Consider the following 18,292-nt stretch of genomic DNA (forward strand, 5'->3'; position numbering starts at 1 on the left):
GTCAGAAATTTGATCTGCTAAAGGACGGGTTTTAGAATTAAATCACTAATTTTGGGCTTTTATCATACGATTCTTAGGCAATTCTTTTGAGCGACAAAATTCTTGACTCAAATGTGAAATCTGCTAGCAGACTAAGAAAAATCAGCTAAAATGTTCCAAAAGTGTGATTCGTATCACGTTTTTAGTAAATATTTCCACTTCACTGATTGTGTAACAGCCAGATTCAGCGGTAGAGTCAGCCAACTTTCGGATTAATCGTATAATTTGTTACTGAATCTTATGGATGAGTCCTGGCGGGCCGACAAGGCTAACGTCAGCGGCTCTGCTATTGTCGCCTCACTTTTTGCAGACGGTAATAACGGCGTACGCCCTGAAAGTACGCTGGCCACGTGATCACAATTTGGCCAATATCCTGTTCTATCGATCACATCCTCATATTCCAGGGAGATTATGATGACCCGACTACACCTAAACATAGTCATTAGGGATGTAAAATGAATACCAGTGAAGTGCTGAAGAATATCTATGGTATCAATCTGTCTTATTTATCACTAGCGCAACGTTTAATTCAAAATGATAAATCCTCTGCGATGTTTCGCTTAGGTATTAGCGAAACCATGGCGGAGACTTTGCAGAAATTAACCATGGCGCAAATGGTAAAACTGGCAGAAACAAATCAGCTTCTCTGCGTTTTTCGTTTTGAAGATCCGAAAGCAATTACCCAACTGACACAGGATTCACGGGTGGAAGATCTTAATCAAATACACGCCAGTATTTTGTTGTCCAGCCGACTAAATGAGCAATTAACGACGAAAGCTGGCTCAACGCTTAAAAGAAAGAGTTAAACATGGCCGAAAAAAGTATTGTCCAAGAGGTAAAAGAAATCCAGCTTGCAATGGAGTTGATTTCTCTTGGCGCACGGTTGCAGATGCTGGAAAGTGAAACGCAGCTTAGCCGGGGCCGGTTGATAAAGCTTTACAAAGAGATCCGAGGTAATCCGCCGCCGAAGGAGATGCTGCCGTTCTCCACCGATTGGTTTATGACCTGGGAACACAATATCCATTCGTCGATGTTCTACAACATCTACCAGGTGCTGCTGAATCATGGGCGCTGCTCGTGGGTGGAGGCCGTGATTGGCGCCTATCGTCTCTATCTGGAGCAGTGCCCGGAGCAGGATGGCGATATTCCGTTGCTGGCGCTGCCCCGCGCCTGGACGCTGGTGAAATTTGTCGACAGCGGCATGCTGCAATCGACCCCCTGTGCCCATTGTCATGGACATTTCATCACCTACGCCCACCAGCCAAGCCAGAGTTTTGTGTGCAGTCTCTGCCAGCCGCCGTCGCGGGCGGTAAAAAGACGTAAACTTTTGCCGGATGCTGCCGATAATAGTTCTATGTTGTCAGATGAGCAGAGAAGCGTCGCGGTATGACCGCCTGAGGCAGCGGGGTATCTGCCGCCACGGCGGAGAAGGGGGGTAGCCTGAGGGTGCCAGCCGGGTCGCTTTTGCTTGCCTGCTCTTCGCCGAAGGAGCGCTATCGTGTTAGTCATACTGGGTTACATTGTTGTTATTGCGACCGTTTTGGGTGGCTTTCTGATGGCAGGCGGCCATCTTGGCGCGCTGTTTCAACCGGCTGAATTCTTAATCATCGGCGGTGCCGGTATCGGCTCCTTCATCGTCGGTAACAATGCCAAGGCCATTAAAGCCACGCTCCGGGCGCTACCGCTGTTGTTTCGCAGCGCCAAATACTCCAAAGCCCGCTACATGGACCTGATGACGTTGCTGTTCAGGCTAATGGTAAAGTCGCGCCAGCAGGGGATGTTCAGCCTGGAGCGCGATGTCGAAAACCCCGCCGAAAGCGATATATTTAAGCAGTATCCGCGCATTCTTAACGACCCCTCCTTGGTGGATTTTATCACTGACTATCTGCGGCTGATGATAAGCGGCAACATGAACGCGTTTGAAATCGAAGCGCTGATGGACGTGGAGATCGACACTTTTGAGGAGGAGTGCGACATCCCGGCCAACAGTATCAATTTGCTGGGCGACTCTCTGCCCGCTTTCGGTATCGTGGCGGCGGTGCTTGGCATGGTGCACGCTCTGGGATCGGTGGATCGCCCTGCGGTGGAGCTGGGCGTGTTAATTGCCCAGGCAATGGTCGGCACTCTGCTCGGTATTTTGCTGGCGTATGCCTTCATCTCACCGCTGGCCTCGCTGCTGCGCCTGAAGAAAACCGAAACCGTCAAAGTCCTGCAATGCATCAAAATCACACTGCTGTCCAATTTGCATGGTTATGCGCCGCAGATCGCCATCGAGTTCGGCCGTAAATCGCTTTTTACCACCGAGCGACCTTCGTTCCTCGAACTGGAGAACCATGTCAAACAGGCGCGTGGATTGATTAAAGCGGCAGCGCAGGATGGGGTGCAAGAAGCGGCGTAATGCAAAAGCCTATTGTCATCGTTCGCAAGCGTAAGCCCGCGCGTTCTTCGGGTACCCACGCCGGCAGCTGGAAAATCGTTTTCGCTGATTTCATGACCAGCATGATGGCCTTTTTTCTGGTGATGTGGTTGCTGGCGATCGCTAGCCCGCAAGAGCTGACGCGTCTGGCCGAATATTTCCGTACGCCGCTGGAAGTGGCGCTAACCAAAGGCGAGAGCAGCAGCTCGGATTTCAGCCCGATACCGGGCGGCGGTGAGGATCCTACCCGCCAGGAAGGCAATGTGCATAAAGCGCTTGCGCCAGCGGAGGCCGGCCAGGATGCGGTAAAACTGAAACAGTTGCGGGACGTATTGGAGCAATTAATTGCCAACGATCCCCGTCTGCAAAAGCTGCGTCCTCAGTTGCTTATCGGTCTGGTGGAAGAAGGTTTGCGGATACGAATTATCGATAACCAAAATCGCCCGATGTTCAGCAACGGCAGCGCGGAAGTGGCGCCCTATATGAGCGTGATCCTGCGTACCATCGAGCCGGTGCTGAATGATATTCCCTACAAGATCTCCATTTCTGGCCATACCGACGCCACGACGTATGCCAACGCGGGTCACGGTTACAGTAATTGGGAACTCTCTGCGGACAGAGCTAATGCGTCGCGGCGGGAATTAGTATTGGGCGGCCTCGCTGAAAACAAGGTGCTGGGCGTGGTGGTGATGGCGTCCACGTTCAATCTGGATAATCAGCATCCAGACGCGGCCATCAACCGCCGCATTAGCCTATTGGTATTGAATAAGCGGACCGAGCGGTCTTTGGCCCATGAAAACGGCCAGAGTCAGGAGGTGATCTTTGATGGCACCTAGGCGCGCCAGCGGCCGGAGCTGCTGCGGGATATCCCCGCCGCGCCCGGCGCTGCGACGACAAAATGAATTTTTCCATCGCAGAGGTGAAGCCGTGAGCATGGATTTAAGTGCTTTTTATCAGACGTTTTTTGATGAAGCCGATGAGCTGTTGGCCGACATGGAGCAACATTTGTTGCAGTTGGATCCGCAGGTACCGGACGGCGAGCAATTGAACGCCATATTTCGGGCCGCGCATTCCATCAAGGGCGGGGCGGGAACCTTTGGTTTTAGCGCATTGCAGGAGACCACGCATTTGCTGGAAAACCTGCTTGATGAGGCGCGGCGCGGTGAGATGTCCCTGAATACCGACAGCGTCGATCTGTTTTTGAAGACCAAGGATATTATGCAGGATCAATTGGACGCCTACAAAATGGCCCGGCAACCCGATGAAGAGAGTTACCGGTATATTTGCGAAGCATTACGCGAATTGGCGCGAACGGCGCGAGGCGAGCAGAGTAGTGCGTCTGAGCCGGCCGCCGGCACGACGTCCACTGATGCCGCTTCCGGCGCTGCAGAGACAATCACCACAGAAAACGGGGGGGCAATGTCCGCCGCCGGCGATGCCGGCACTGTAGGTGCCAGGTCCGTAGAAACCGATTCCGGCGCGGCAGGGGCAATATCCGCTGACGGTGGATGCCAGCGCTAAGGTGGCCGCGCTAGCGGGTAACGGTGCCGGCCAGGCGACCACGGATGAAATCGTGCATGGGATCGTGCTCAGCGGGCTAAACCGGCAGGAAATCGCCTTAATGCGCGACGAACTGGCGAATTTGGGTGACCTGCTGGCGGAGAGTGAAACCGAGGACAGCCTCAGCGTGCGGCTGCAAACTACGCTCGGCGAGGAGGATATCGTCGCCGTGCTGTGTTTCGTGCTGGAGCCGGAACAGATCGGTTTCACCCCTGCTAACGCCGCCGGGCAGGACCGGCACACGACAGCCGTCGCGGAGGCGGTTGCCGGCGAAAATGCGCATGCCGGGCAGGAAACGGCCGACGCCTCGGTCGATGCGCCGCCGGTTTCCGCAGAGGCTGCCGCCGGCGAACAGAATGCGCCCGCCGGGCAGCAACCGGACCATGCCTTGGTTGATGCGGCGGCGGCGTCCGCCACCACCCCTGCCGCCGCCGTCGTGTTGCAGGATGCGGCGTCCGTGGGCCGGCAGGGGGCGTCCGCCGCCCCGGCCGCAGCGCAGAAAATGGCGGTTAAGAGCACCGACGGTAGCCTGCGCGTGGCGGTGGAGAAAGTGGACCAGCTGATAAATCTGGTGGGTGAACTGGTTATCACCCAATCCATGTTAGCGCAGCGGTCCAGCGAGCTGGACTCGGCCCGCTACAGCGAACTGCTCAACAGTATGGGGCAACTGGAGCGAAACGCGCGGGATTTGCAGGAGTCGGTGATGTCGATTCGCATGATGCCGATGGAATACGTGTTCAGTCGTTTCCCGCGGCTGGTACGCGATCTAGCCGCCAAACTCGGTAAAGAGGTCTGGCTGGAGATGCAGGGAAGCTCCACTGAATTGGATAAAAGCTTGATTGAACGCATCATCGATCCCTTGACCCATCTGGTACGCAACAGCCTCGATCATGGTCTGGAATCTCCCGACGTCCGTCTGGCGGCCGGTAAATCCGCCGTCGGAACCCTGGTGCTGGCCGCCGAGCATCAGGGGGGCAATATCTGTATCGAAGTGCGTGATGACGGCGCCGGCCTTAACCGGGCGAAGATCCTCGCCAAGGCCAGCGCACAGGGCATGGTGGTCAGTGAACATCTTAGCGATGATGACGTCGGCAGACTGATTTTCGCGCAGGGCTTCTCCACCGCTGAAGCGGTGACCGATGTTTCCGGGCGCGGCGTGGGTATGGATGTGGTGAAACGTAATATTTAGGCGATGGGCGGCCATGTCGATATTGTGTTCGAAGCGGGCCAAGGCACCACCGTTCGTATTCTGTTGCCGCTGACGCTGGCCATTCTTGACGGCATGTCGGTGCGGGTCAGCGATGAAGCGTTTATTTTGCCGCTGAATACGGTGATGGAATCGCTTCAACCTCAGGCGCAGGATCTTTATCGCATGGGCGGCGATGAGTTGGTGTTACAGGTACGGGGGGAGTATCTGCCGCTGGTTGCGCTGCACCATATCTTCAATGTCTCCGGCGCCAAGACCTACCCTACCGAGGGCATCGCGGTCATTTTGCAAAGCGCGGGGCGGCGGTATGCGCTGCTGGTGGACCAGTTGGTCGGCCAGCATCAGATTGTGGTGAAAAATCTGGAAAGCAATTACCGCAAGGTGGCGGGGATTTCCGCCGCGACCATAATGGGCGATGGCAGCGTGGCATTGATTGTGGATGTTTCCGCTCTGCAGTCCCTGAATCGTGACAAATGCCAGGCCAGCGCCGCTTAGCCTGATTTTCACTCACGTTGACTAAAAGGGTAAACCATGGCAGGACTTGCAAATATAACGACATTAGCCGGCGAGAGCGCGGGAGAAGAATTTCTGGTTTTTACCCTGGGGAGCGAAGAGTACGGCATCGATATTCTTAAGGTCCAGGAAATCCGGGGCTACGACCAGGTCACGCGCATCGCCAACACGCCGGCGTTTATTAAAGGGGTGACCAACCTGCGCGGCGTCATCGTGCCGATTGTCGATCTCAGGATCAAATTTGCGCAAAGCGACATCAGCTATAACGACAATACGGTGGTGATAGTACTGAACCTTCAACAGCGGGTGGTGGGCATTGTGGTGGACGGCGTATCTGATGTCCTGTCCCTGAGCGCCGAACAAATCCGGACGGCGCCCCAGTTCGCGGTGACGCTGGCGACAGAGTATCTGACCGGCCTGGGATCGCTGGAAGACCGCATGCTGATCCTAGTGGACATTGAGCGATTGCTAACAAGCGAAGAGATGGCGCTGGTGGACAGCGTTGCCTGATAGCAGGGGCTGGACAACGAAAGGCGGAAGCGGGGCTTCCGCCTTTTTTTCTGCCGCCGGCCATAAAGTTTGCCGGCCCCATGCCGATAAAACAGCATTAGGTGAATCAGGAACCAATGACATGTTAAACAGATTGAAAGTGGTTGACGTTATTTTAATCGCCCTGGTGTGCTATGGCTTGATTCAAATAATTAGCGGCGGATTATTCTATTCGGTCCAGACGCAGGACAGACACTATTTCAAGGTTTACCAAACGCTGCGCGAACAGCAAACGCAGCTCAGCGCCAGCTGGGTATGCATTCTGCAGGCGCGTGACGGCTTCAATCAAGCGCGCATTTCGGTGCTAAACGGTGCCGGTCCGGAGGAGCTGTGCAGGCAGACACGGCGACACCCGACAATTTTACCGCCCTGCAAACGACCTTTACCCGCCTGCATGACCCACTAGAGCAGGCCACTCTCGCGTTGCAAGACAGCGGCGACGATACCGTAGACGGCGCGGCGCTGCAGGCATCGCTGACGCAATTCGACGCAGCCTATCGCCAGTTTCTGAACGGCAATAGCCAGCAGTTCGACCGGGCGGTGGGGCAAACCGGCCAGGTCATTTACCGCTCGGTGGCCATCATGCTCGGCATCTTCCTGTGCGCGGTGGCGGTGGGCGTAGTGCTCTGGTTTGCCATCAGCCGGGTGCTGATGACGCCGCTGCACCGCATTATCGAACACATACAGCGCATTGCCGCCGGGGATCTCACCGAGCGTTTGGCCATCGACAGCCGCAATGAGATGGGCACGCTGGCGCACAATGTGCGTCAGATGCAGCAAAGCCTTATTGATACGGTTATGGCGGTCCGCGGCAGCGCCGACGGGATTTACAACGGCACCGGCGAAATCGTTGCCGGTAATAATGATTTGTCCGCGCGCACTAAACAACAGGCGTCGGTGCTGGAAGAAACCGCTGCCAGCATGGAGCAGTTGACCGCTACCGTGAAGCAGAACGCCGATAACGCGCGTCAGGCGAAACAATTGGCGATGAATGCCTCGGACTCCGCGCGTCACGGCGGCAAAGTGGTGGACAACGTCGTGCATACTATGCAGGACATTGCCGGCAGTTCGCAGAAAATCGCCGATATCACCGGCGTCATCGACGGTATCGCGTTTCAGACCAACATCCTGGCGCTTAACGCGGCGGTGGAAGCGGCCCGCGCCGGCGAGCAGGGCAGCGGCTTTGCGGTGGTGGCCGGCGAGGTGCGTAATCTGGCCCAGCGTAGCGCCCAGGCCGCCAAAGAAATTAAAACCTTGATCGACGATTCGGTCAGCCGGGTGGAAGAAGGATCGGTACTGGTGGAAAGCGCCGGCGAAACCATGCAGGAGATCGTCACGGCGGTGACCCGGGTGACCGACATTATGGGCGAAATCTCGTCCGCCTCGGACGAACAGAGCCGCGGCATCGATCAGGTTGGCCAGGCGGTTATCGATATCGATCGCGCGACGTCGCAAAACGCCGCCATGGTGCAGCAGTCCGCCGCCGCCGCGGTAAATTTACAGCAGCAGGCCGAACGGCTGACCCAAGCAGTGTCGGTATTCCATCTGGACGCGGCCGCCGCGCCGTCGGAAGGCGGACCTAAACCGACCCCCGAGGCGCAATCCCCTACCCGCAAACCCGAGGTCGTCACCAGCCGGACGCCGGCGCGTGCGCCGGTCAGCGCCGCGCTCTCGGCCGACAATTGGGAAAGTTTCTAAGCGTATTGATTTATCTATTTGTAGCTACGGTAAGGGGTTTTCGATGTTATCGCGTATCAAAATTTCCACCAGTATGGTGGTGTTGGTGGTGCTGTTTAGCCTGATGCAGGTGGTGGTGGCCGCTGTTTCTTACTATAACCTGCGCAGCGGTACCGAGCTTAATCAGAGCGTGCAACGGGTCAATCAGCAACGCAACAACCTGAATCAGACCTGGTCCAGCTTACTGCAAACCCGCAACACCCTGAACCGGGCGGCGACGCGTTATGTTTACCACAGTCCGCTGACACTGATTACACCGCTGATGGACAGCGCCAAGCAAACGCTCGCCGAGGCGGAAAAGCAATTCAAATCCTATAGCACGATGCCGGTCGGCGACGCCCGCGGGCAAGCCCTGCATGAGCGGACGGTACAGGCGTTTAATGGTTTGACCGAAAACCTGCAGGGGTTGATTGATTTTCTCGATAACGGCAACGTCGACGCTTTTATCGCCAGCCCGACCCAGGGCGCGCAGGATGTCTTTGAAGCCGCGTAAAAAGCCAACCTGTCTTCGCTCGATGCCAGTATTGACATGGCGGGCAGAGAGATTGTCGATATCAATGTCTACTCCGGCTGGCTTAATGGCGTTTTTGTGTGCGTTGCGCTGGGGCTGGCGTTGCTGGCGCTGATCTGGCTAAAACGCATGTTGCTGCGGCCGCTGACCGAGATGCGCGAACACTTCGACGCTATCGCCCGCGGCAATCTGAGCCGGCATATTCTGGTACACGGCAGTAATGAAATCAGCCAGCTGTTTCGCCAATTGCAGGCGATGCGTGACGAGCTGGCCGGGACGGTCAGCGCGGTACGAAACGGTACCGATGCCATGTTGAGCGGGGTGTCGGAGATTATCGCCAGCAACAACGATCTGTCCTCGCGTACCGAGCAACAGGCGGCGTCGCTGGAAGAAACCGCTACCAGTATGGAACAGCTTACCTCGACCGTGAAACAGAACGCCGGCAACGCCCATCAGGCCAGCGATCTGGCCAGGGCGGCGTCTTCGGCGGCCAACAAGGGTAACGCCATCACCGGCGATGTGGTGAAACATATGGCCGAGATTAACGCCAGCTCGCTGAAAATCGGTGACATCATCGGCGTAATTGACGGTATCGCTTTCCAGACCAACATCCTGGCGCTTAACGCCGCGGTGGAAGCGGCGCGCGCCGGTGAACAGGGGCGCGGGTTTGCGGTGGTGGCGGGGGAAGTGCGCAATTTGGCCCAGCGCAGCGCCCAGGCGGCCAAGCAAATTAAGGGCCTGATTGATGAATCGGTCAGCCGGGTACAGCAAGGCTCGCGCATGGTGACCGCCGCCGGCGATACCATGAATGAAATCGTGCGCTCGGTTACCCGCGTGTTGGCGAAAAAATTCGCACGGCGGCCCGCGTCCGGCTGCCGCCGCATCGCCCGAAGCCGGCGGCGCCGGTTATCCTGGACGGTCCACTGCTCAGCAGCGAAAAGCTGTTTTCCATCGGCGCCTCGACCGGCGGCACCGAGGCGATTCTCCAGGTGCTGGAACCGCTGCCGGTGACCAGTCCGGCGCTGCTGATAACCCAACATATGCCCGCCGGCTTCACTTGTTCGTTCGCCAATCGGCTAAACAAACATTGCCAGATTGCGGTGAAAGAGGCGGAGGAAGGGGAGCGGGTATTACCGGGACACGCCTACATCGCCCCCGGCGCCCGTCATATGGAACTGGCGCGCAGCGGCGCCAAATATGTGATCCGGCTGCACGATGGACCGCCGGTTAACCGTCATCGTCCATCGGTGGACGTACTGTTTCATTCGGTGGCGAAATTCGCCGGCCGCAACGCCGTTGGCGTTATTTTGACCGGTATGGGCAACGATGGCGCGGCGGGCCTGCTGGCGATGCGCCAGGCCGGCGCCTGGACGCTGGGCCAGGATGAGGCCAGCTGCGTGGTCTATGGGATGCCGCGCGAGGCGGTAGCGCTGGGCGCCTGCAATGAAGTGGTACCGCTGGCTCATCTGCGCCAGCGGATGCTGGCGCAAATCGGTACCGCTCAGGCGTTACGTATCTAAAGCCCGGCAGGGTACAGAGGGTGTGAGGAGGAGTGATGGCAGATAAAGAACTCAGGTTTTTGGTGGTGGACGATTTTTCCACCATGCGGCGCATTGTTCGCAACTTGCTGAAAGAGCCAGGTTTTAATAATGTTGAAGAGGCTGAGGACGGCGCCGATGCGCTGGTCAAGCTGAAAGCGGCGCCGTTCGACTTTGTCATTTCAGACTGGAATATGCCGAACATGGATGGCTTGTCTTTGTTGCAGGCCATTCGCGCCGACGGCGCCATGGCGGCGATGCCGGTACTGATGGTGACCGCTGAAGCCAAAAAGGAAAACATAGTGGCGGCAGCGCAGGCGGGCGCCAGCGGCTATGTGGTGAAACCCTTTACCGCGGCTACCCTTGAGGAAAAGTTGAGCAAAATTTTCGATAAGCTGGGCATGTAACCAGGAGCGACCATGACGACCCCAATGGATATCTCAGACGCTAACGGTACGGATATCATCGCCCGCATCGGACAATTGACCCGTATGCTGCGTACCAGCCTGCGCGAGCTGGGTCTGGAGCAGGCGATCGCCCAGGCGGCAGAAGCCATTCCCGATGCGCGCGATCGGCTGGATTATGTGGTGCAAATGACCGCCCAGGCGCCCGAACGGGCGCTGAATTGCTTCGAGGCCGCACAACCTCGCCAAACCGCGCTTGAGCAAGGGGCGCGCACGCTGACGTCGCGCTGGGATGCGTGGTTCGCCGAGCCGATGCCGCTGGAACAAGCCCGCGAGCTGGTGGATGAAACGCGCCAGTATCTGGCCGATGTGCCGGAGCAGACCGCTTTCACCCACGCCCAATTGCTGGAAATTATGATGGCGCAGGATTTCCAGGATCTGACCTGGCAGGTGATAAAACGCATGATGGATGTGGTACAGGAAATCGAGAAGCAGCTGCTGATGGTGCTGCTGGAAAACATGCCCGACAAGCCGGCCCAGCCTCGGGGTAGTGAACGGCTGCTCAATGGCCCGCAATTGGATCATACCGCCGCCGGCGTGGTGGCGAATCAGGATCAGGTGGACGATCTGCTCGACAGCCTCGGTTTTTAAGACCGACATCTGCGGCGTCACCGGGCGGCTGGTCGGCCCCTCTGCGGCGTGCCGGCGTGGCCGTACCCTCAGGCGTGCTAGTGTCACCGGGCAACTGGCCGGCCCTGTTGGCGACGCCGATCTATCCGCTGAATAGCCTGCGGTTTAGCCTTATGTTCGCGCCATAAAAATAGCGCTATTTTTGGCATTCTTACGCCCATTATTCCAACCGGCGCTGTGCTTGCGGGATCCTGGATGGCGGAAGACAGTGATGTAGAAAAAAGCGAGGCGCCCACCCAGCACCGGCAGGAAAAAGCCCGTGAAGAGGGACAGATCCCCCGATCGCGTGAGCTGACCTCTATGCTGATGCTGCTGGTGGGGTGCGCCATGCTCTGGCTGGACGGCGCTTACCTGGCCCGCCAACTGGCGGCGATGCTCGCCCAGGGCCTGCATTTCGATCATGGTTTGATCGGCAACGATCGCCAAAGTCTGACCGCCGCTGCTCAGCCAGACCGTTCTGGCGCTGATACCGCTGTTCGCAGGTCTAATTTTGGTGGCCCTCGGCGCACCGATGTTGCTGGGTGGGATCACGTTCAATCCGTCGTTGATCAAGTTTGATATCAAAAAAGTCAATCCGCTCAGCGGACTAAAGCGGATGTTTTCCTCACAAGTCCTGGCGGAGCTGTTCAAGGCGATACTGAAAGCGGTGGTATTTGGCTGCATCACCGGCGGCTTTTTATGGCACAACTGGCCGCGTATGCTGCATCTGGTTATGGAGCCCGCGGTGCCGGCGCTGGGTGATGCCATGTGGACAATCACCGCCTGTATGCTGTTTATCATCGTCGGCCTTAGCCCCATCGTCGGTTTCGACGTGTTCTGGCAACTTTGGAGTCACCTGAAAAAACTGCGCATGAGCCGCCAGGACATCCGCGATGAATTTAAAAATCAGGAAGGCGACCCTCAGGTAAAAAACCGCATCCGCCAGCAGCAGCTGGCCATGGCCCGGCGCCGTATGATGGCCGATGTACCCAAGGCGGATGTGTTGATTACCAACCCCACCCATTTTGCGGTGGCGCTGCGCTATGAGGACGGTAAACGCAGCGCGCCGGAAGTGCTGGCCAAAGGCTTCGGCGAAATCGCATTACGTATCCGCGCGGTGGCGGCGGAGCACCGCATTCCCCAGTTGGAGGCGCCGCCGCTGGCCCGCGCGCTGTATCGCCACAGCGAGATAGGCCAGACCATTCCCACCGCGCTGTACGCGGCGGTGGCCGAGGTGCTGGCCTAGGTTTATCAGCTGCGTCGCTGGCAGCGCCAAGGGGGCTTCATGCCGAAAAAACCCATCGACCTACCGGTGCCTGAGGCGCTGGATTTTGATCCAGAGAAAGAGTGATATGGCTAATCTGGTTGCGCTACTGCGCTTGCCCACCAATATGAATACCGGTCAGTGGCAGATCCTGACGGGACCGGTGTTAGTCCTGATGATCTTGTCGATGATGGTGCTGACGCTACCGGCGTTCATCCTGGATCTGTTGTTTACCTTCAACATCGCGCTGTCGATCATTGTGCTGTTGGTGGCGATGTTCACCCGCCGCACGCTCGATTTCGCCGCTTTTCCCAGCCTGCTGCTATTTTCCACCTTGCTGCGCCTGTCGCTGAACGTGGCCTCCACGCGGATCATTTTGCTGCAGGGCCATACCGGCACGGATGCGGCGGGGAGGGTGGTGGAGGCCTTCGGCCATTTCCTGGTCGGCGGCAATTTCGCCATCGGTATTGTGGTGTTTATCATTTTGGTGGTCATCAACTTTACAGTCATCACCAAGGGGGCCGGGCGTATTGCCGAAGTGGGCGCCCGCTTCGTGCTCGACGGTATGCCCGGCAAACAGATGGCTATCGACGCGGACCTCAATGCCGGCCTTATCGGCGAGGACGAGGCGAAAAGCCGCCGCAGCGAGGTTACCCAGGAGGCCGACTTTTACGGCTCGATGGACGGCGCCAGCAAGTTTGTACGCGGCGATGCCATTGCCGGCATATTGATCATGGTTATCAATATCGTCGGCGGTCTGATGGTCGGGTTATTGCAGCATGATATGGCGTTGGGGCAGGCCGCGCAAAGCTATACCCTCTTGACCATCGGCGACGGATTGGTGGCGCAAATCCCGGCGCTGGTGATCTCCACCGCCGCCGGCGTGATCGTGACCCGCGTTGGTACCCATCAGGATGTCGGCCAGCAAATGGTCAGTCAACTGTTCAGTAAACCGCAGGTGATGTTGCTGGCCGCCGGCGTGCTGTGGCTGTTGGGCCGGCTGGATGCGCCGGCGCCGGTCTCCGCGCCGGTGGCCCGACGCGAGGACAGTCCGCAGATGGCCGAGGCCAGCTGGCGCGACGTACAGTTGGAAGATCCGCTGGGTATTGAAGTGGGCTACCGGTTAATTCCCATGGTGGACGCGCTACAAAACGGCGAGCTGCTGGGTCGGATCCGCAGCATCCGTAAGAAATTCGCTCAGGAAATGGGCTTTTTGCCGCCGGTGGTGCATATTCGCGATAATTTGGAAATGCAGCCGGCGGCGTACCGCATTTTGCTCAAAGGGGTGGAGATCGGGCGCGGCGAAGCCTTTCCCGGCCGCTGGATGGCGATCAATACCGGCAATGCGGAAGGGGCGTTGAGCGGCGATGTGACCCGCGATCCGGCCTTTGGCCTGCCGGCGGTGTGGATTGATAGCGCACTAAAAGAGCGGGCGCAGATTCAAGGTTATACCGTAGTGGAAGCCAGTAGCGTGGTAGCGACCCATTTAAACCATCTGATAGGCAAATACGCCAGCGAGCTGTTGGGGCGGCAGGAAACGCAGCAGCTGCTGGAACGCGTTACGCAAGAGATGCCCAAATTGACCGAGGACTTTATCCCGGCCACCCTGCCGCCAACGCAGTTTCAGAAAGTGCTGCGCAATCTGCTCGCGGAGAGTATCCCCATCCGCGATATGCGTACCATTATTGAAGTGCTCACCGAACATGCGCCGGTGAAAAAAGATGCCGCCGATTTGACCCAGGTGGTGCGCGGCGCGTTGGGCCGTGCCATTACCCAGCACTACTTCCAGGACAGTGAAGAGATCCAGGTGATCGGCCTGGACGTCACGCTGTAACGCGTATTGCTGCAGGCGCTGCAAAACGGCGGCGGGATGGAGCCTGGCATGGCGGACAGGCTGCTGGCACAGGCGCAATCCGCAGTACAGCGGCAAGAAAGCCTTAACGCGCCGCTGGTATTATTGGTGGCGCCGGCGCTGCGGCCGCTGCTGGCCCGCTTTTTACGCCGCGCGTTGCCGCAACTGGCCGTGCTCTCCACGCAGGAGATCGGCGATGAACGACGTTTGCGGATGACCGCCGTGATTGGCGGGCAGGCGTAATGGAGTGGCGGCATGGGGGGGGCGTATCGACCTGCTGGCTCTTGGGACTACTGGCGATAGCGCCGCTGGCGCGGGCCGTGGACGGCGCCTGGCAGGGGAGCGGCACGCAGTTAATCCTTACCCAGCGCGGCGGCGCCGTTGTCAGTCCGGCCCTGCGCCCGCGCCGTCCGCCGCCGGCGGATGCCGTTGTCACCTCTGTCAGCTGGCATCTCGAGAGCGAACGACCGCTGGCGGCGGGCGTACGGCTGGCGATTTGTCAGGGAGAGCGGTGCTTTTTTCCCGATGGATTGGCCGGGCGCAGTCTGGCGCTGACGGGGCAGCCCGCCGGCAATTCGGTGACGCTGTGGCTGAAATGGTCGGGGCGTGGAGCGATTGTGCCGCCGGTGCGTCTGCTGCACTATCGGCTACTGATAAACTACCAAAGCGCAGGGAGGAGCGTCGTTACCCGCTGAAGGTAACCACTTGCTGAATATCGTTATTGGCTGACAGTGACCACATGCTGGCTATCGTTGTAGGATAAATGTAACCACCAACTGCGTATCGTCACTGGCAACATGTGACCACTTGCTAGAAAGCGTTATCCGCTGAATGTGCCCCCCTGCCGGATAGCGCTACCCGCTGAATGCGAGCGCATGCTGAATATCGCGACGTGCTGAATGTGACCCCCTGCCGGATAGCGTTACCCGCAGAATGCGACCACCTGCGGAATAGCGCTAGACGCTGAATTTGGGGCCTAGCAATGCATGCGCGCTGGCGTGCCCTTTGGGATCGTACATTCTGCTCAGGCTGCGCTGCTCCGTCATGGAGGACAAGCCGCGCTGATTCAATTTGAGATGAACATCCAGCAGCAGGCCGTTACGCTGATTGTGCTGCTGTAGCGTGCGGGTCTGGCCGACGATAGTCTCCCATCCGGCCTGAAGATTGGCATCGTTAACGTAAGGCGCCTGCCATCCCGTCTCTTGTTCCAGCGCCTGACGCTGATGATTCATATGCTGTAGCGTGCTTAGTTGCTCATCTTTGGTTTCGGTGGTGCGGTGCAGCAGCGGCGCATTGACCTGTCCGGCGCTTAATAATTGCTGTTCCTGGGCAAGCGTTGCCTCCAGTTCGGCCATCGCGGCCAGCAACGTTTTCATGGCTTAATCATCCAACATCGACTGCGCCTGGCTTATCAGCGCTTCGGCGATTTTACCGCTATCCATGGTCAGTGAGCCGTCACGAATGGCATTTTTGATACGCTCGACTTTGGCCACATCGATATCCTGACTGTCTTGCTTTTGCAGGTGATCCAGCGTGTCGCTCAGACTGACCGTGCTTTGGTTATCTTGGTTTCCGGCGCTGGCGGCAGTTTTGTTTTTCTGCGCCTGCACGGTGTTGCCGTCGATGTTTTGCAGCGGTGCCAGGGATTGAACAGGACGGCTACTTTCAATACTCATACAAGCCTCGCTTACGTTGAGTTCGGTAATTGGAACGGCGCTATTACCTAATTATCGGCGCCAGGCGCGAAAACTTTAGTCATTTATAATAAGACACGCACTTGTCCAGCGGTAGTGACCGTGCCGCTGACCTGTTGGCCGGAATCCATTTTCACCCTGATGGTGTCGTTTGCGGCGCCGTTGCCAAGGGCTTTGCCTAAACTGTGCAGCGCGAAACCGTCGCCGCCGGCGATGACCGTCACCCTCTGTCCCGAGTGAATAAGCCAGGCGCGACGCAGCAAGGCAGCGGTCAGCGGCTGGCCGCTGCCGATAACGCGCTCGCTAACACTGCCGGTGACCGCGTCGCGATCGCGCAACGGCGGCAGATCCAGCCGGCCGGTGCGCCAGTCAATGTCGGCATCGCTAAGCGTCTGGCGCGCCGCAATGGGTCGCGCCGCTACCAGATAGCGGTCGGTCACCTGCACCGGAGACCTGTAGGTAACGCGTCTGGCCGCCACATACCATGCGCAGACTGAGATTGCCCATCACCCGGGTGCGCGCGGGCAGTGAAAATAACGGCTGCGCGCAGGTCAATCGCCGTTCGGCGGGCGTCATTACCTGCACCCGCAGCGACAACGGCGCCGGCGTGAATTGGCGCTGCATAAACGCCGTTAGCTGCGCGGTCAGCGTCCCTTCGGCGACGGCCTGGGTGGCGCTGAGCAGCAGCATGCAGGTCAGTGCATAGCCCAGCCTGCGCCGTTGCGGCCTGTCGCAGGATGTGATGGGCAACGTTGCCAGCTGCCGCGCGACAGCGTCGGCGGCGTGTGATGACGCTTTCCACTGCCGCGTTATAATACGGGTGAGGCGGGCCGGCGGGCAAAACCGCGACGCGCCCCCGCATTCGATAGGCAGGGTAGGAACAGACACCTTACCGACGGGCTGGCCAGCGTCCCCTCCCGCGTCGCTGTGACGTTGCGCGCAGACGTCGGAAGTCATGTTTATTGTCACCCCTGCCTCTCCCATTCTGCTGGTTTGCGATTTGTCATTTGCGAACGGCATGTTACGACGTGCGATTTAGGGCATCCGTCTTCTGGCGCCCTTTCCCACCTATTAACACCCAACGCCGGGACCCTCTCTTCGGCTGCCGCATGCCGGGTGCCCACTAACCGCCCTGTGAATACAGCGTCCAGTTTACCGACACCGACTTTGGCGTGGCCGTCCTGTTTACCGGCACCGCACTTAGCGTAGTCGTCCAGTTTATCGGCACCGCACTTTGGCGTTGTCGCATGCGGCTACGGAACCCGCTGTTCGCCTCCCGATTTGGACTTCTGGTTTAGTCTCTAATTTCTGTTTTGGTTTCCGGTTTCTGGTTTCCGGCTTCGGGCCTGGCGCCGCCGCCGGCGATACCGCCGGTGGCAAGTAGTTTACCCTTCCCCCAGCAGCCCAATGGAGAAAATAGCCCTTCTTTTCGCCCTTATTCGGGCGATAGGGCTGGCTGCATTAAGCATAAGCTGTGTTCCATTAATCATTATCCTTAAAATAATATGCAAATATGCTTGTATAAGCTCGATGACATGATGCGGTTTCAACAAGAAGCCCTCAACTTACGCGCGCAGCGCCAAAGCATCATCGCTGCCAACGTTGCCAACGCCGATACCCCCGGTTATCAAGCGCGCGATATCGATTTCTCGGCGGAATTATCCAAAGCCCTGACGCAAGGACGGGCCAGCGGCGAGACGTTAGCGCTTACCACCACTTCCGCCGCCCATATTGCCGGGACCAGCAAGATTGAACCCGCAACCGAGCTGCTGTACCGCATTCCCGACCAGCCGGCAATGGACGGCAACACCGTCAACATGGACAGGGAACGCACGGCCTTTGCGGAAAATAGCCTGCAATACTAAACCGGCCTGACCCTGCTGGGGGGCCAGATCAAAGGTATGAACAGCGTATTACAGGGGTAATAAGCCATGGGGATGACCTCGATTTTCGCCATCGCTGGCTCGGCGCTTAATGCCCAGTCCGAGCGCATGAACGTGGCCGCCAGCAATCTGGCCAACGCCGACAGTGTGTCTGGTCCTGACGATCAGCCGTACCGGGCCAAGCAGGTGATATTTCAGGTCGCCGCGCCGGCCGGGCAGGTGATGGGCGGCGTCCAGGTCAGCGATGTTATCGAGTCGACGCAGCCGGATAAGTTGCTGTATCAGCCTGGCAATCCGCTGGCTGACGACAAGGGCTATGTCCGCATGCCCAACGTCAATGTGGTCAATGAAATGGTTGACAGCATGTCCGCGTCGCGCAGCTACCAGGCCAACATCGAAGTGTTGAATACCGCCAAAACATTGATGCAGAAAACGCTGACGCTCGGTCAGTAACGG

Annotated in this window: 16 protein-coding genes and 7 pseudogenes; 19 read left to right on the forward strand and 4 right to left on the reverse strand. The window is 58.1% G+C overall.

The window, feature by feature from the left end; translation table 11 throughout:
- Window positions 1-494: 494 nt before the first annotated feature.
- The 17 genes and pseudogenes from flhD to JZM24_RS01730 all read left to right on the forward strand — a co-directional run bounded on the left by flhD (window position 495) and on the right by JZM24_RS01730 (window position 14,954).
- Window positions 495-845, forward strand: coding sequence for a flagellar transcriptional regulator FlhD (gene flhD, locus JZM24_RS01645; protein WP_215668345.1), 351 nt, complete (start codon window positions 495-497; stop codon window positions 843-845).
- 2 nt (window positions 846-847) lie between these two features.
- Entirely contained in the window at window positions 848-1,429 is a 582-nt protein-coding gene (gene flhC / locus JZM24_RS01650; RefSeq protein ID WP_215668346.1) for a flagellar transcriptional regulator FlhC, read from the forward strand.
- 108 nt (window positions 1,430-1,537) lie between these two features.
- Window positions 1,538-2,437, forward strand: a complete 900-nt coding sequence (motA, locus tag JZM24_RS01655) for a flagellar motor stator protein MotA (protein ID WP_215668347.1) — start codon at window positions 1,538-1,540, stop codon at window positions 2,435-2,437.
- Entirely contained in the window at window positions 2,437-3,291 is an 855-nt protein-coding gene (gene motB, locus JZM24_RS01660; protein ID WP_215668348.1) for a flagellar motor protein MotB, read from the forward strand. The genes motA and motB overlap by 1 nt, the downstream gene beginning before the upstream one ends.
- 97 nt (window positions 3,292-3,388) lie before the next feature.
- Window positions 3,389-3,773 (forward strand): annotated as a pseudogene (locus JZM24_RS01665) (Hpt domain-containing protein); the annotation flags it as partial.
- A 279-nt stretch (window positions 3,774-4,052) separates the two neighbouring features.
- Window positions 4,053-5,717 (forward strand): annotated as a pseudogene (gene cheA, locus JZM24_RS01675) (chemotaxis protein CheA); the annotation flags it as partial.
- Window positions 5,718-5,753: 36 nt separating this feature from the next.
- Complete coding sequence (gene cheW / locus JZM24_RS01680; RefSeq protein WP_215668349.1) at window positions 5,754-6,245, forward strand: chemotaxis protein CheW; 492 nt, start codon at window positions 5,754-5,756, stop codon at window positions 6,243-6,245.
- Between the two features lie 121 nt (window positions 6,246-6,366).
- On the forward strand, window positions 6,367-6,690 hold the full coding sequence (locus tag JZM24_RS01685; RefSeq protein ID WP_215668350.1) for a Tar ligand binding domain-containing protein: 324 nt from the start codon (window positions 6,367-6,369) through the stop codon (window positions 6,688-6,690).
- Between the two features lie 221 nt (window positions 6,691-6,911).
- A pseudogene (locus tag JZM24_RS01690) lies at window positions 6,912-7,982 on the forward strand (methyl-accepting chemotaxis protein); the annotation flags it as partial.
- Window positions 7,983-8,025: 43 nt separating this feature from the next.
- Complete coding sequence (locus JZM24_RS01695) at window positions 8,026-8,514, forward strand: Tar ligand binding domain-containing protein (protein ID WP_215668351.1); 489 nt, start codon at window positions 8,026-8,028, stop codon at window positions 8,512-8,514.
- 147 nt (window positions 8,515-8,661) lie between these two features.
- A pseudogene (locus JZM24_RS01700) lies at window positions 8,662-9,312 on the forward strand (methyl-accepting chemotaxis protein); the annotation flags it as partial.
- A 56-nt stretch (window positions 9,313-9,368) separates the two neighbouring features.
- Window positions 9,369-10,052, forward strand: a pseudogene (locus JZM24_RS01705) (chemotaxis protein CheB); the annotation flags it as partial.
- A gap of 35 nt (window positions 10,053-10,087) precedes the next feature.
- On the forward strand, window positions 10,088-10,477 hold the full coding sequence (gene cheY, locus JZM24_RS01710; protein ID WP_215668352.1) for a chemotaxis response regulator CheY: 390 nt from the start codon (window positions 10,088-10,090) through the stop codon (window positions 10,475-10,477).
- A 12-nt stretch (window positions 10,478-10,489) separates the two neighbouring features.
- On the forward strand, window positions 10,490-11,125 hold the full coding sequence (cheZ, locus tag JZM24_RS01715) for a protein phosphatase CheZ (RefSeq protein ID WP_376775503.1): 636 nt from the start codon (window positions 10,490-10,492) through the stop codon (window positions 11,123-11,125).
- Between the two features lie 234 nt (window positions 11,126-11,359).
- Window positions 11,360-12,494, forward strand: a pseudogene (gene flhB, locus JZM24_RS01720) (flagellar biosynthesis protein FlhB).
- Window position 12,495: 1 nt separating this feature from the next.
- A pseudogene (locus JZM24_RS01725) lies at window positions 12,496-14,502 on the forward strand (flagellar biosynthesis protein FlhA).
- Window positions 14,502-14,954: a flagellar protein FlhE gene (locus tag JZM24_RS01730; protein ID WP_215668353.1), complete on the forward strand. Its 453-nt coding sequence runs from the start codon at window positions 14,502-14,504 to the stop codon at window positions 14,952-14,954. The pseudogene JZM24_RS01725 and the gene JZM24_RS01730 overlap by 1 nt, the downstream one beginning before the upstream one ends.
- Window positions 14,955-15,215: 261 nt before the next feature.
- Here JZM24_RS01730 and JZM24_RS01735 read toward each other — a convergent pair whose 3' ends face one another.
- From JZM24_RS01735 to JZM24_RS01750, 4 genes are all read right to left on the reverse strand, one after another.
- On the reverse strand, window positions 15,216-15,635 hold the full coding sequence (locus JZM24_RS01735; protein WP_215668354.1) for a flagellar protein FlgN: 420 nt from the start codon (window positions 15,633-15,635) through the stop codon (window positions 15,216-15,218).
- A gap of 3 nt (window positions 15,636-15,638) precedes the next feature.
- Window positions 15,639-15,935 (reverse strand): flagellar biosynthesis anti-sigma factor FlgM, encoded by a 297-nt coding sequence (gene flgM / locus JZM24_RS01740; protein WP_215668355.1) that lies wholly within the window; start codon window positions 15,933-15,935, stop codon window positions 15,639-15,641.
- A gap of 83 nt (window positions 15,936-16,018) precedes the next feature.
- The gene (gene flgA, locus JZM24_RS01745; RefSeq protein WP_215668356.1) at window positions 16,019-16,393 is read right to left on the reverse strand and encodes a flagellar basal body P-ring formation chaperone FlgA; all 375 of its coding nucleotides are present in this window, start codon (window positions 16,391-16,393) and stop codon (window positions 16,019-16,021) included.
- Window positions 16,338-16,922 (reverse strand): hypothetical protein, encoded by a 585-nt coding sequence (locus JZM24_RS01750; protein WP_215668357.1) that lies wholly within the window; start codon window positions 16,920-16,922, stop codon window positions 16,338-16,340. Before JZM24_RS01750 ends, flgA begins: the two co-directional genes overlap by 56 nt.
- A 536-nt stretch (window positions 16,923-17,458) precedes the next feature.
- On the opposite strand from JZM24_RS01750, the gene flgB reads away from it, so the two are divergent.
- Both flgB and flgC read left to right on the forward strand, forming a co-directional pair.
- Window positions 17,459-17,818, forward strand: a complete 360-nt coding sequence (gene flgB, locus JZM24_RS01755) for a flagellar basal body rod protein FlgB (protein ID WP_215668358.1) — start codon at window positions 17,459-17,461, stop codon at window positions 17,816-17,818.
- 66 nt (window positions 17,819-17,884) lie between these two features.
- Window positions 17,885-18,289: a flagellar basal body rod protein FlgC gene (gene flgC, locus JZM24_RS01760; protein ID WP_215668359.1), complete on the forward strand. Its 405-nt coding sequence runs from the start codon at window positions 17,885-17,887 to the stop codon at window positions 18,287-18,289.
- The last annotated feature ends 3 nt before the right edge of the window (window positions 18,290-18,292 follow it).

The organism is Candidatus Sodalis endolongispinus (assembly GCF_018777395.1).
Taxonomy (GTDB): Bacteria; Pseudomonadota; Gammaproteobacteria; order Enterobacterales; family Enterobacteriaceae; genus Sodalis_B; species Sodalis_B endolongispinus.